Origin of the sequence: Lysobacter sp. cf310 (assembly GCF_900114355.1) — a bacterium.
GTDB lineage: Bacteria > Pseudomonadota > Gammaproteobacteria > Xanthomonadales > Xanthomonadaceae > Lysobacter.
Window position 1 is genome coordinate 127,026 of record NZ_FOSS01000001.1, and the last position, 13,101, is coordinate 140,126.

The 13,101-nt window shown below is 69.1% G+C and carries 11 protein-coding genes; 8 read left to right on the plus strand and 3 right to left on the minus strand.

What is annotated here, in order from left to right; all coding sequences use genetic code 11:
- Positions 1-79 precede the first annotated feature (79 nt).
- From dnaE to BMZ45_RS00580, 5 genes are all read left to right on the plus strand, one after another.
- Complete coding sequence (gene dnaE, locus BMZ45_RS00560) at positions 80-3,604, plus strand: DNA polymerase III subunit alpha (RefSeq protein WP_091631318.1); 3,525 nt, start codon at positions 80-82, stop codon at positions 3,602-3,604.
- 160 nt (positions 3,605-3,764) lie between these two features.
- Positions 3,765-4,724: an acetyl-CoA carboxylase carboxyltransferase subunit alpha gene (locus BMZ45_RS00565; RefSeq protein WP_091631320.1), complete on the plus strand. Its 960-nt coding sequence runs from the start codon at positions 3,765-3,767 to the stop codon at positions 4,722-4,724.
- Between the two features lie 16 nt (positions 4,725-4,740).
- Complete coding sequence (locus BMZ45_RS00570; RefSeq protein ID WP_139215345.1) at positions 4,741-5,436, plus strand: transglycosylase domain-containing protein; 696 nt, start codon at positions 4,741-4,743, stop codon at positions 5,434-5,436.
- Entirely contained in the window at positions 5,433-6,125 is a 693-nt protein-coding gene (locus tag BMZ45_RS00575; protein WP_091631324.1) for a transglycosylase domain-containing protein, read from the plus strand. The genes BMZ45_RS00570 and BMZ45_RS00575 overlap by 4 nt, the downstream gene beginning before the upstream one ends.
- Before the next feature lie 13 nt (positions 6,126-6,138).
- Positions 6,139-6,432 (plus strand): DUF6881 domain-containing protein, encoded by a 294-nt coding sequence (locus BMZ45_RS00580; protein WP_056176153.1) that lies wholly within the window; start codon positions 6,139-6,141, stop codon positions 6,430-6,432.
- Positions 6,433-6,445: 13 nt separating this feature from the next.
- Here the strand turns inward: BMZ45_RS00580 and BMZ45_RS00585 are convergent, their stop codons facing one another.
- A complete protein-coding gene (locus tag BMZ45_RS00585; RefSeq protein ID WP_056176156.1) occupies positions 6,446-7,507 on the minus strand; it encodes an NADH:flavin oxidoreductase/NADH oxidase in 1,062 nt (353 codons plus the stop codon).
- Between the two features lie 103 nt (positions 7,508-7,610).
- Between BMZ45_RS00585 and tilS the strand changes: the two genes are divergently transcribed.
- Genes tilS through BMZ45_RS00600 form a run of 3 tightly spaced genes read left to right on the plus strand, consistent with a single transcriptional unit; the run spans position 7,611 to position 10,110 of the window.
- A complete protein-coding gene (gene tilS, locus BMZ45_RS00590; protein WP_091631326.1) occupies positions 7,611-8,909 on the plus strand; it encodes a tRNA lysidine(34) synthetase TilS in 1,299 nt (432 codons plus the stop codon).
- Positions 8,910-8,969: 60 nt separating this feature from the next.
- Positions 8,970-9,236, plus strand: coding sequence for an exodeoxyribonuclease VII small subunit (locus BMZ45_RS00595; protein ID WP_056176161.1), 267 nt, complete (start codon positions 8,970-8,972; stop codon positions 9,234-9,236).
- Positions 9,229-10,110: a polyprenyl synthetase family protein gene (locus BMZ45_RS00600; protein ID WP_091631328.1), complete on the plus strand. Its 882-nt coding sequence runs from the start codon at positions 9,229-9,231 to the stop codon at positions 10,108-10,110. Before BMZ45_RS00595 ends, BMZ45_RS00600 begins: the two co-directional genes overlap by 8 nt.
- 1,000 nt (positions 10,111-11,110) lie before the next feature.
- Here BMZ45_RS00600 and BMZ45_RS00605 read toward each other — a convergent pair.
- Positions 11,111-11,494 carry a DUF4870 domain-containing protein gene (locus BMZ45_RS00605; protein ID WP_091631330.1) on the minus strand — a complete coding sequence of 128 codons (384 nt, stop codon included), beginning with the start codon at positions 11,492-11,494 and terminating at the stop codon, positions 11,111-11,113.
- 226 nt (positions 11,495-11,720) lie between these two features.
- A complete protein-coding gene (gene pmbA / locus BMZ45_RS00610; RefSeq protein WP_091633908.1) occupies positions 11,721-13,082 on the minus strand; it encodes a metalloprotease PmbA in 1,362 nt (453 codons plus the stop codon).
- Positions 13,083-13,101 lie beyond the last annotated feature (19 nt).

Genomic DNA, 13,101 nt, shown 5'->3' on the forward strand with positions numbered 1-13,101 from the left:
CAGGCGCGGTCGCCGCGATGTCAAGCCTTGTACGCGGCGGCCGGGCTGCTAACCTGCTGGCTGTCACGCCGGTTGTCGCATGTCCGCACGCTTCGTTCATCTCCACCTGCACAGCGAGTATTCGCTAGCCGACTCGACGATCCGCATCGACGAGTTGGTCAAACGCTGCGCGAGCCTGGGTCAGCCCGCGGTCGCCCTGACCGACCTCGACAACCTGTTCGCGACGGTCAAGTTCTACAAGGCCGCCGAGAGCGCGGGCCTGAAGCCCATCATCGGCGCCGACGTCGGCCTGGCCGACGGCAACGAAACGCCCTCGCGCATGACCCTGCTGTGCCGCGACCGCGGCGGCTACCTGACCCTGTCGCGCCTGCTCAGCCGCGCCTGGCTGGAAGGCCATCGCGTCGACGGCGTGGTGCTGCGCCCGGAATGGCTGCGCGAGGACAACGGCGGCCTGTTCGCCCTGGCCGGCCGCCACAGCCTGGGCGGACGCCTGGCGATCGGCGGCCGCCACGAACTGGCCGAAGCCTGGATCGCCGACTGGCAGAGCGTGCTCGACGACCGCCTGCATCTGGAACTCACGCGCAGCCGCCGCGACGGCGAGGACGCGTTCAACGCCTTCGCCCTGCACGCCTCCGGCAAGCGCGGCCTGGCCGTGGTCGCCAGCAACGACGCGCGCTTCCTCGACCGCGACGGTTTCGAGGCCCACGAAGCGCGCGTGTGCATCGCCTCGGGCCGCGTGCTCGACGATCCCAAGCGGCCGCGCGACTACAGCGAAGAGCAGTACCTGAAATCGTCGGAGGAGATGGCCGAGCTGTTCGCCGACATCCCCGACGCGATCGACAACGCGGTGGCATTGGCCACGCGCTGCAACGTCGAACTCAAGCTGGGCGAGTACGCGCTGCCGGCGTTCCCGGTGCCCAGCGAGCACACCATCGAGAGCTGGCTGCGCAACTCCGCGCGCGAGGGCCTGGAAAAGCGCCTGGAGAAGGCCCCGCTGGCGGACGGCAAGAGCCGCCAGGATTACGACGACCGGCTCGAGATCGAGCTCGACGTCATCATCAAGATGGGCTTCCCCGGCTACTTCCTGATCGTCGCGGACTTCATCAACTGGGCCAAGGACCACGGCATCCCGGTCGGTCCGGGCCGCGGTTCGGGCGCCGGCTCGCTGGTGGCCTGGGCGCTGGGCATCACCGATCTGGACCCGCTGCCCTACGACCTGCTGTTCGAGCGATTCCTCAATCCCGAACGCGTGTCGATGCCCGACTTCGACATCGACTTCTGCATGGATCGGCGCGACGAGGTGATCGACTACGTCGCCGCCAAGTACGGCCGCGACCGCGTCAGCCAGATCATCACCTACGGCACCATGGCCGCGAAGGCGGTGGTGCGCGACTCCGGACGCGTGCTCGGCCATCCCTACGGCTTCGTCGACGGCATCGCCAAGCTGATCCCGAACACCCTGGGCATCAGCCTGGACGACGCGCTGGGCAACACCGACGCCGCCAAGCAGAACCCGATGCTGGCCTCGGCCGATCTGATCGACCGCTACCGCACCGAGGACGACGTCCGCGACCTGCTCGACCTGGCGCTAAGCCTGGAAGACCTGACCCGCAACGCCGGCAAGCACGCCGGCGGCGTGGTGATCGCGCCCTCGCCGCTGAGCGACTTCTGCCCGCTGTTCGCCGAACACGACGGCGAAGGCCGCGGCCGCAACCCGGTCACCCAGTTCGACAAGGACGACGTCGAAGCCGTCGGCCTGGTCAAGTTCGACTTCCTCGGCCTGCGCACGCTCACGATCATCGATTGGGCGGTGAAGGCGATCAATCTGCGCCGCGCCGCGGCCGGCGAAGCGCCGTTGGACATCACCGCGCTGGAGCTGGACGACAAGCTCAGCTACGAGCTGTTCGCGCGCGGCGATACGGTCGCGGTGTTCCAGTTCGAATCGCGCGGCATGCGCGAGCTGCTCAAGCGCGCCAAGCCCGACACCTTCGAAGACATCATCGCGCTGGCCGCGCTGTTCCGTCCCGGCCCGCTGGGCTCGGGGATGGACCGCGAATGGGTCGACCGCAAGCACGGCAATACCGAAGTCACCTACCCGCACGATTCGCTGGAACCGGTGCTGTCGCCGACCTACGGCGTCATCGTGTACCAGGAACAGGTGATGCAGATCGCCCAGGTGCTGGCGGGCTACACGCTCGGCGGCGCCGACATGCTGCGCCGCGCGATGGGCAAGAAGAAGCCCGAGGAGATGGCGAAGGAGCGCGCCAAGTTCGAGGCCGGCTGCGCCGAGCGCGGCATTCCGGCCAAGCAGGCCAGCCCGATCTTCGACTTGATGGAGAAGTTCGCCGAGTACGGCTTCAACAAGTCGCACTCGGCCGCCTACGCCCTGGTCGCGTATCAGACCGCCTGGCTGAAGGTGCATTACCCGGCCGAATTCATGGCCGCGGTGCTGTCCTCGGACATGGACAACACCGACAAGATCGTCGGCTTCCTCGACGAAGCCCGCACCATGGGCCTGGAAGTGCTGCCGCCGGACGTGGACGCCTCGGCCTACATGTTCGAGGCCAAGGACGCGCGCACCATCCGCTACGGCCTGGGCGCGGTGAAGGGCGTCGGCCGCGGCGCCTGCGAGGCGATCGTCGACGCACGCCGCGCCGGCCCCTTCGACGACCTGCTGGATTTCTGCAAACGCGTCGACAGCGGCAAGCTCAACCGGCGCGCGCTGGAAGCGATGACCCAGGCCGGCGCCCTGGATCGGCTGGGCAAGAACCGCGCGAGCCTGATGCTGCAGCTGCCGGAAGTGCTGAAGGCCACCGACCAGCTCGCGCGCGAGCGCGATGCCGGCCAGGTCTCGCTGTTCGGCGGCTTCGAAGCCGCCGCGCCGGCGCTGCACCTGGACCTGTCGGAGGCCGACGAGTGGCCGCTGGCGCAGCTGCTGGCCGGCGAGCGCGAGACCCTGGGCCATTACCTCAGCGGCCACCCGTTCGACCCCTATCGCGACGAGCTGCGCGGCCTGGTCGGCAACGATCTGGGCGAACTCGACCGGATCTGGGAGAACCGCCCTGAGAGCGCGCGCAGCGGCTGGCGCCCGGAACTGGAAGTGGTGGTGGCCGGCCAGGTCGTCGGCCTGCGCAAGAAGGGCGACAGCCAGATGTTCGTGCAGATCGAGGACGGCCGCGGCCGGCTCGAATGCGCCTTCTTCGCCGAGACCTACGGCGAGTTCGCCTCCCTGCTCGCGCGCGACCGCCTGCTGGTCGTGCAGGGCGGCCTGCGCGAGGACGCCTTCAGCGGCGGCTTCGCCCTGCGCGCGCAGCGCTGCTGGGAGTACTCGCAGGTCTGCGCCAAGCACGCGCAGCGCCTGTCGATGCGCCTGGACCTGCGCGTGCCCGGCACCTGGCAGCGCGTGGACGCGCTGCTGGCCAAGAACCGTCCCGGGCAGACGCCGATCCGCCTGGACCTGCTGCGCGCGGGCGCAGCCGGCATGCTCGACCTCAACGGCGGCCAATCGGTGCGCGTGGACGCCGACCTGGTCGGCACGCTGCGCGCCCAGCCGGGCGTGCGCGCGGTCAAGCTGACCCTGGCCAAGCCCTGGGCTGGAGGCTAGAAGCGAGAAGTGAGCGTGGAGGAGTGAGGAGTGAGCGAAAGCTGGCACCGCCCTTGCTCACTCCTCACTCCTCTCCGCTCACTCCTGCCCCTCCCCCTACCCCTCGGTACGGTCCGCCCCCCTGGGCTAGACTGTGCCCCTTTCCGGCCCCGGCCCGAGCATGAATCCGAACTACCTCGACTTCGAGCAGCCCATCGCCGACCTGGAAGCCAAGATCCAGGAACTGCGCCACGCCAACAGCGGGCCGGCGGTCGACATCGATTCCGAGATCCACGCCCTGCAGGACAAGCTGCGCCTGCGTACCGCGCAGATCTTCCGCGACCTCAGCCCCTGGCAGATCTCGCAGTTGGCCCGCCACCCGGCGCGTCCCTACACCCTGGACTACATCCGGGTGATCTGCGACGAGTTCGAGGAACTGGCCGGCGACCGCGCCTTCGCCGACGACGCCGCCATCGTCGGCGGCCTGGGCCGCATCGACGGCCGTCCGGTGGTCATCATCGGCCACCAGAAGGGCCGCGACACCAAGAGCAAGATCCGCCGCAACTTCGGCATGCCGCGCCCCGAGGGCTACCGCAAGGCGCTGCGCCTGATGAAGATGGCCGAGCGCTTCAAGCTGCCGCTGCTGACCTTCATCGACACCGCCGGCGCCTGGCCGGGCATCGACGCCGAAGAGCGCGGCCAATCCGAGGCGATCGCACGCAACCTGCTGGAAATGGCCGAACTCAAGATCCCGGTGATCTGCACCGTGATCGGCGAAGGCGGCTCCGGCGGCGCGCTCGCGATCGGCGTCGGCGACCGCACCCTGATGCTGGAATACAGCACCTACTCGGTGATCACCCCCGAAGGCTGCGCGTCGATCCTGTGGAAGACCGCCGAGAAGGCCAAGGACGCCGCCGAGCAACTGGGCCTGACCGCCAAGCGTTTGTTCGAGCTGGGCCTGATCGACAAGATCGTGCGCGAGCCGATCGGCGGCGCCCACCGCAACCCCAAGCAGATGGCCACCCGCCTCAAGGCCGTGCTGCTAAACGAGCTCGACGCCCTGGAACAGATCCCGGCACCGGACCTGCTGCAGCGCCGCTACGAGCGCCTGCGCGGCTACGGGGCTTACGAGGCCGCGTAAGCGCGCGGCCCGGGACGTGAGCAGCTGGCCGAAATGGATCGTCGGCACTGTGGCGCTGCTGGCCGCCTTGTTCGTTTGCCTGATCTACGGCTTGTACTGGTACGGCGCCAGCGCGTTGCCGGCTGAGCTGCCAACGGCGCAGCGTGCATACCCCCCCGAAGTGCGGCAGGCGTACTGGCGGTCTGAGAGCGGTCGCGAGCCAATCGAGATCGAACGCATGGACCCGTTAAAGCTGGTCTGGCGCGTTTTCGTCCTCACTCGCGACGAGCACATCCCCAAACCTACGGCAGAGGAGCGAGTGTTAACGCACGCTTCGCGTCTAGCGACGATCCGGAGAACGGATCACATTTCGATGATGCGCCATCATCTGGCTAGCGTCGCGTCCTGGATACGTTTCAGCAACGAAAGGACGCCGGAACAGATCATCGACCTGCTCTTGGAGCAGTCGGCATTCGGACGCGACGCCTTCGGCTACGATGCGGCGGCCGAGGCCTACTTCGGCCTGCCCGCACAGCGACTAACCAGAGCGGAACAGCTCGCTCTCTTTACCGTGATGGGCAATCCCTCGATCAACGATCCGGATCGCCATCCGGATCGCTTTCGTAGGCATTACTTGCGCATCGCCGAACGGTCGGGCGTCGATACCTCCACGATCGACTTCGAACGCGATTTGGCGCGTTTGAAGCCTGCCTCGAAGCCGGCCGCCCCATGAGTGCGTGGCCGAAATGGATAGTCGGCACGATCTTGGTACTGGCTGCGGCGTTCGTGTCGATGGTGTATGGCCTCTATTGGCAAGGCGCCAGCGCACTGCCGCGAGAGTTGTCGCGCGCGCAGCATCAGTACTCGGACGATGTACGCGGTATCTATTGGGCATCGCTGGGCGGCGAAGGCCCGATGCGCGTGGAGCGCCTGGACCCGCTGAAGCTGTGCTGGAAGGTATTGCACGCAGTCAGTATCGACGACCGAGAGCCGCTCGGCCCGCGCGCATCGCACTCCCTGATGAGCGAAGCGGCGCGCTTGATCTTATCCCGGGCTCGCACTGATTCGCGCCCCGCCAACCGGATAGTTGCGGAAATCGCAGCGATGATCCGTCTGAGCAACGAGTGGCGGCCGGAGCAGATCGCCGACTACAGTCTGGATACGGCTTGGTTCGGCCGGAATGCGCGTGGATTACGAGCCGCCGCGCCCGCTTACTTCGGCGTTCCGGCTGATCGACTGACGCGAGCCGAAACCATCGCATTAGTCGGGATGATGAAGTTCCCATCCCGCGAGCCTATGCGTAATCGCGAGCAGTTCAACGAACGTTACGCTTATCTCGCCGGCGAGCTCGGAATCGACCCTGCGCATATCGATCCGCAGCGAGATTTAGCCCGCCTCACTCCCGCCGCAGTCACGCAGTAGTCGCACCTCCAAGATGAAGATCAACACAACGCACATCGACGTGCATTGGCATCATGCCGAGCCCGACTACCCCATCCGTCTGGTCTCGGAAATCGACGCCGACGGCTACGAGACCCGCAAGCTCGAATTCTTCCTCGATGGCCGGGTCGCATCGGCTTCGAGCCGTGAAGACGACTTTTCGGACACTCGACTGGGCGAGGTTCCTGTCCCATCGCTGCTAGAGATCAACAGCGACCCACAGTTTGAAGGCATCGCCATCAGTGCAGCCGTGTTCGAAGCCTTGTGGGCGGAACACGTACCACGCTAGCCGCGGCGACGGACTACCAAGCCCGCAAATACTGATCCGGCCCATGCAGCTCCGCGCCCAGCTCCGCCGCCGCGCGGCGCGGGAAATACGGATCGCGCAGCAGTTCGCGCGCCAGCAGCACCACGTCCGCCTCGCCGCTTTCGACGATGCCTTCGGCTTGCGTCGCATCGGTGATCTGGCCGACCGCGCCGGTGGCGATGCCGCCTTCGCGGCGTATGCGCGCGGCGAACGGGACCTGGTAGCCGGGGCCGACGGGAATACGCACGTTGGGCATGAGCCCGCCGCTGGAGACGTCAATCAGGTCCACCCCCAGCGATTTGACGATGCGCGCCAGCTCGATGCTCTGCTCGATGTCCCAGCCGCCCTCGACCCAATCGGTGGCGGACACACGCAGCCATAGCGGCAGACGCTCCGGCCAGACCTCGCGCACCGCCGCCAGCACTTCGCGCAGCAGGCGCGTGCGGCTGTCGAAGTCGCCGCCGTAGCCGTCGTCGCGGCGGTTGCTCAGCGGCGACAGGAATTCGTGCAGCAGGTAGCCGTGCGCGGCATGCACTTCGATCAATTGGAACCCCGCCGCTAGCGCGCGATGCGCGGCCGCGGCGAAGTCGTCGATCACGTTGGCCAGGCCGCAGCTGTCGAGCGCGCGCGGCGCGACATGGCCGTCGGCGAATGGCAGCGGCGACGGCGCCACCGGCGTCCAGCCGCCGTAGCCCGGCGCGATCGCGCGTCCGCCCAGCCACGGCGGCTCGACGCTGGCCTTGCGCCCGGCGTGCGCCAGCTGCATGCCGGGCACCGCGCCGTTGGCGCGGATGAAGCAGGCGATTTCCGACCAGGCCTCGCCTTGGCGATCGTTCCAGATGCCGGTGTCGCTGGGCGAAATGCGGCCTTCGGGCGAGATCGCGGTGGCCTCGGTCAGCACCACGCCCGCCCCGCCTACCGCGCGGCTGCCCAGGTGCACCAGGTGCCAGTTCTCGGGCATACCGTCGATCGCCGAGTACTGGCACATCGGCGACACCGCGATGCGGTTGCGCAGGGTCACGGAGCGTTGCGGGTACGGGTCGAACAGGCGGGCCAACGGAGCGTCTCGATACGGGGTGAGGAAACAGTAAGCGCGCGCCGGCGCGGTAACAGCGCCATCGATGGGTTGCTCCGTCCCACCGCCGTGGCACCATCGGCGGATGCCGTCTTCGTCCCCCACCCCGCTGCACCAGGCCCTGCACGATCTGCCGGCCGGGCCGCTGTGCGTGGGCTACAGCGGCGGCCTGGATTCCAGCGTGCTGCTGCACGCGCTGGCGGCCACGCCCGCCGCGCGCGCGCAGGGCCTGCGCGCCTGGCACGTGCACCATGGCCTGCATGCGCAGGCCGACGCCTGGGCAGCCCAATGCGCCGAAATCTGCGCGGCACTCAGCGTTCCGCTGACGGTGTCGCGGGTGAACGTGGCCCACGATCGCGGCGACGGGCCCGAGGCCGCGGCGAGGCGCGCGCGCCATGCCGCGTTCGAGGCCGGCTTGGACGCAGGCGAGACCCTGGCGCTGGCCCATCACCGCGACGACCAGGCCGAAACCTTCCTGCTGCGCGCGCTGCGCGCCTCCGGCCCGGATGGGCTGGCGGCGATGCGGCGCTGGCGCGACTGCGGCCCAGGCCGGCTGTGGCGGCCCTTGCTGGAGCTGCCGCGCAGCGCGCTGGAGGCCTATGCGCGCGAGCACGGACTGCGCTGGATCGAAGACCCCAGCAACGCCGACGACGCCTACGACCGCAATTTCCTGCGCCGTCGCGTGCTGCCGCTGCTGCGCGAACGCTGGCCCCAGGCCGACGCCGCGTTGGCGGCCTCGGCCGGCTTGAATGCGCAGGCGGCGACGCTGCTGGAGCGCGAAGATGCGCTGGCCCTGGCCCAGGTGCGCAGCGCCGACCCGCAGGCGCTGTCGCGCGCAGGCTTGCGCGCACTGGCGCCCGCGCGCCGCGCACGCGTGCTGCGGCGCTGGATCGCCGCGCTGGGGCTGCCGTCGCTGCCGGCCCAGGGCGTGCTCAGGATCGAAACCGACCTACTGGACGCGCGCGGCGACGCCGAGGCCGAGTTCGCCTGGAGCGGCGCGGTGATCCGCGCCTGGCGCGACCTGCTGCATGCGCAGGCGCAGGCGCCGGCGCTGCCGGCGGACTGGCGCGCGCACTGGGACGGCCGCGCACCGCTGGCCCTGCCCGGTGGCGGCGAACTGCGGCTGGAAGGCGCCGCGGCCCTGGAGGCGCCCTGCGAGGCGCATGCGCGGGTCGGCGGCGAACGCATCGTCCTGCCCGGCCGCGCGCACGGCCACAGCCTCAAGCAGGCCCTGCAGAGCCTGGGCGTGCCGCCCTGGGAGCGCCGGCGCCTGCCGCTGTTGTCGCGCGACGGCGCGCTGCTGGCGGTCGGCGACCTGGCCTACTCCGCCGAGTTCGACGGCTGGCTGCGCGAGCGCCGGGCGCGCCTGGTCTGGCGGCCCTGAGCGCGGCGCGCGACACGCGCACGCGTTGACCCCGCGCAGCCCGCGCCGCACACTTGTCGCATGCCACGTAAAGCCGCCAACGAGCCCTCGCCCGTGACCGATTTCGAGCAGTCGCTGGACGCGCTCGAACAGTTGGTCGAGAAGATGGAACACGGCGAGATGAGCCTGGAAGATTCGCTCGCCGCCTACGAGCGCGGCGTGGGCCTGTACCGCCGTTGCCAGACCGCGCTGGAACAGGCCGAACTGCGCGTGCGCCTGCTCAGCGACCCGCAGGATCCGGCCAGCGCCGAACCCTATTCCGGCTCGCCCAACGCCTCCGATGCGTGATCCGCGCCTGGCCGTCTGGCGCGAACGCGCCGACGCCGCGCTCGCACGCGCGCTGCCCGACCCGAACGCCTCGCCGCAGGCGCTGCACGCGGCCATGCGCCATGCCGTGCTGCTCGGCGGCAAGCGCCTGCGTCCGCTGCTGGTCTACGCGACGGGCGCGCTGTTCGACGCCGACGAGGCCGCGCTGGACGCGCCCGCGGCCTCGGTCGAACTGATCCACGCCTATTCGCTGGTCCACGACGATCTGCCGGCGATGGACGACGACGCCCTGCGCCGCGGCCAACCGACCGTGCACGTGGCCTACGACGAAGCCACCGCGATCCTGGCCGGCGACGCACTGCAGTCGCTGGCCTTCTCGGTGCTGGCCGACACCGCGACCGCCGACGGCGTGCGCGTGGCCCTGCTGCGCACCCTGGCCGAGGCCGCCGGCGCGGCGGGCATGTGCGGCGGCCAGGCCCTGGACATCGCCGCCACCGGCACCGGCGCGGCGCTGGACCTGTCCGCGCTGGAACGCCTGCACGCGCTCAAGACCGGCGCCCTGATCCGCGCGGCGGTACGCATGGGCGCGCTCTGCGGCGGTGCCGATGCGGCGGCGCTGGACGCGCTGGACCGCTACGCGCACGCCCTGGGCCTGGCCTTCCAGGTCCGCGACGACATCCTCGACGTCGAAGGCAGCAGCGCCACGCTGGGCAAGACCGCCGGCAAGGACGCCGCCCAGGACAAAGCGACCTTCCCCGCCCTGATCGGCCTGGACGGCTCGCGCGCGCGCCTGGACGCGCTGCTGGAAACCATGCACACCGCGCTGGCACCCTTCGGCGCCAAGGCCGCGGCGCTGGCCGAACTGGGCGAGTTCGCGGCGCGACGCAATCATTGACTCGCGCGAGCGACGCTCGCGCGAGCGCGTGCGCCACACGGCAATGCGGTCCGCCCCAAAAATCCGCGGCGCCCGCTCGGAGCGCGCCTCGCAGGATGCGGTGACGCCCGCATCATCGCGATCACCCGGAGCCCCGCGACGATGCGGTTCGCCTAAGGCTCACTGCATCCTACGGACTGGCCGGATTCACGGCGCGACGCAATCATTGACTCGCGCGAGCGACGCTCGCGCGACCGCAGGCTCCGCACAGCAATGCGGTTTACCCAAACATCCGCAGCGCCCGCTCGGAGCGCGCCTCGTAGGATGCGGTGACAACCGCATCATCGCGATCACCCGGAGCCCCGCGACGATGCGGTTCGCCTAAGGCTCACCGCATCCTACGGGCGAATAGCGTCGCAGTTTCGGCCGCGATCTAAAGTCACTGGATCTCCGCTTTCGCCGGGATGACGACAAAGGAGCGATGCGCGGCGGTTGCGGTTACGAGTTCGGTTACGAGTGCGGTTGCGTCGCCGTTGCCGTTGCCGTTGCCGTTGCCCCGGCATTGAAGCCCAAAAGCCCCGCACTCACCCGACCAACCGTAGACCCGAAGGGCGGCGCGCAGGACGCGCGCCGTTTTTCGAATGGACAGGGATGTCCATTCGAAAAATCCCCGCGCCAGCTCCGAACCCGCAGGGGAGGTTTGGTCCCGCTAGCCCTTCTCTTTGGTTACTTTCTCTTGGGCTAGCAAGAGAAAGTGACCCGCATGCGCAGCAGGCGGAAGCCTTTGACCTTCGGTCAGAAGAAGCGACAGCAAGGCAAAAGCAAATCCTCCCCAACCCTCCTTTTCCAAAGGAGGGAGCTAGGAGCAAAAAAAAGAAGGGAGCCAGAAGCGAAGCGTAGGACTCGTCTGTAGAAGGGCGCCAAAGACACCAGCCCCCCGCCTTCGCGGAGATAGCGAGCCCCCAAAACGCAACGGGCCCGGCAATGCCGGGCCCGTCGGGCACTACGTTTGCGCGATCGATTACTTGATCAGGCGCAGCGCGAACGGATAGCGATAACGCTCCCCGTTGTTGGCCTTGATGCCGCCGATGATGAACAGCACGATCGAACCCAGCCAGACCAGCCAGATCAGGATCGACAGAACGCTACCCAGGCCCAGCGTGACGATCGTGAGGATCGTGATGACCACGGTCAAGATCACATAGACGATCAGCAGCGTGATGTTGAAGTTCAACGCCTCCTTCGCCTGATCGATCAGGAACGACTTCTCCGGCTTGTCCTTGTTGATCAACCAGATGATCAGCGGGACCACGAAGCCTGCCACGATGGCCGACAGATGGGTGATCAGCGCCAGGGTCCGATCTTCGGAGCTGCCGTCGGCCGATGATTCGTTGATATCGCTCATTCCTTGTTTCCCCTTTCCAGTTCCCGTTTGGATGGCATTGGCGACGACCGTACGGCCGCCCCAGCCGGCCCACTCTCAGCCGCGTAGCCACCGCTGTCAAGGACGGCGACGCACGATCCGCAGGGCGCGGCCCTCGTAGCAACGCAGGCGCCGCCCGGCAACGGCCAGACGGCTACGGTGGCGCAGCATGACCGGTCAGGATGACAAGCCGGCGTCGGCGCCGGGCTCAGCCCTCGCCGGCATCGCCGGCCACCGTCATGCGTCCGACCAGGATCGAGCCGGTGTGCAGGTGCGAGCGCGGATCGACATCGCTGCCGACCGCTTCGATGGCCTCGAACATGCGCTTGAGATTGCCGGCGATGGTGATGCCGTCGACCGGATGCTGGATCTGTCCGTGTTCGACCCAGTAGCCGGCCGCGCCGCGCGAGTAGTCGCCGGTCACCGTGTTCACGCCCTGCCCCATCAGCTCGGTGACCAGCAGGCCGCGGCCCATGCCGCGCAGCATGGAGTCGAAATCGCCGGCGTTGGCGGCGACCTCGAGATTGTGCACGCCGCCGGCGTTGGCGGTGGTCTGCAGCCCGAGCTTGCGCGCCGAATAGCTGCCCAGCAGATAGCGTTGCAGCACGCCGCCGCTCACCAGCGCCGATTCGCGCGTGGCCACGCCCTCGGCGTCGAAGGCGCTGGAGCGGAAACCGCGCTGCAGGAACGGATGCTCGCGGATCGAGAACCACTCCGGAAACAGACGCGTGCCGGCGGCATCCAGCAGGAAGCTCGCGCGCCGGTACAAGGCGCCGCCCGACACCGCGCCCAACAGATGACCGATCAGCGAACGCGCCGATTCCGCCGCGTACAGCACCGGATACTCGCCGGTCGCGATCTGCCGCGGCGCCAGCCGCGACACCGCGCGCTGCGCGGCTTGGCGGCCGATCGCGGAGGCCGCTTCCAGGTCGCCCTCGGCCAGGGCGATGCTGTACCAGCCGTCGCGCTGCATGGCCTCGCCGCGGCCGGCGATCAGGGCGCAGCTCATGCTGTGCTGGGTGCTGCCCTCGCGGCCGATGAAGCCGTGCGAATTGGCGTACACGCCCAGGCTGGCGCCGGTGCCGATCGAGGCGCCGTCGGAGTTCTCCACCCGCGCATCGTATTCGCGGCCGGCGGCCTCGCAGGCCAGGGCCAGATCGACCGCGCGATCGGCCTCGAGCATCCAGGGGTGCCAGCTGTCGAACGCGCGCCAGCCGCCCTCGTCCTGGGCGAGGGCCATCAGTTCGGCGTCGGCCAGCCCGGCGGCGGGGTCGTCCTCGGTGTAGCGCGCGATCGCGCAGGCCTGCTCGACCGTGGCCTCCAGGCTGTCGTCGCGCAGGTCGGCGGTGCTGGCGCTGCCCTTGCGGCGGCCGAAGTAGACGGTGATGGCGATGCCGCGGTCGCGGGTGGCCTCGACGGTCTCGACCTCGCCCATGCGCACGTTCACGTTCAGGCCGGCCTCTTCCGAGCACGAGACCTCGGCCTGGCTGGCGCCGCGCGCGCGCGCGGCGGCGAGCAGGCGCTGGGACAGCCCGGACAGGGCGTCCAGGCGCGCTTCCGGATCGGTGATGACGTGGGCCGGAGCGGGC

What these genes read in the sequence shown, in the direction of transcription:
- dnaE (WP_091631318.1), top strand. Translation starts at nt 80, where the DNA reads ATGTCCGCACGCTTCGTTCATCTCCACCTGCACAGCGAGTATTCGCTA.
- BMZ45_RS00565 (WP_091631320.1), top strand. Translation starts at nt 3,765, where the DNA reads ATGAATCCGAACTACCTCGACTTCGAGCAGCCCATCGCCGACCTGGAA.
- BMZ45_RS00575 (WP_091631324.1), top strand. Translation starts at nt 5,433, where the DNA reads ATGAGTGCGTGGCCGAAATGGATAGTCGGCACGATCTTGGTACTGGCT.
- BMZ45_RS00580 (WP_056176153.1), top strand. Translation starts at nt 6,139, where the DNA reads ATGAAGATCAACACAACGCACATCGACGTGCATTGGCATCATGCCGAG.
- tilS (WP_091631326.1), top strand. Translation starts at nt 7,611, where the DNA reads ATGCCGTCTTCGTCCCCCACCCCGCTGCACCAGGCCCTGCACGATCTG.
- BMZ45_RS00595 (WP_056176161.1), top strand. Translation starts at nt 8,970, where the DNA reads ATGCCACGTAAAGCCGCCAACGAGCCCTCGCCCGTGACCGATTTCGAG.
- BMZ45_RS00600 (WP_091631328.1), top strand. Translation starts at nt 9,229, where the DNA reads ATGCGTGATCCGCGCCTGGCCGTCTGGCGCGAACGCGCCGACGCCGCG.
- BMZ45_RS00605 (WP_091631330.1), bottom strand. Translation starts at nt 11,494, where the DNA reads ATGAGCGATATCAACGAATCATCGGCCGACGGCAGCTCCGAAGATCGG.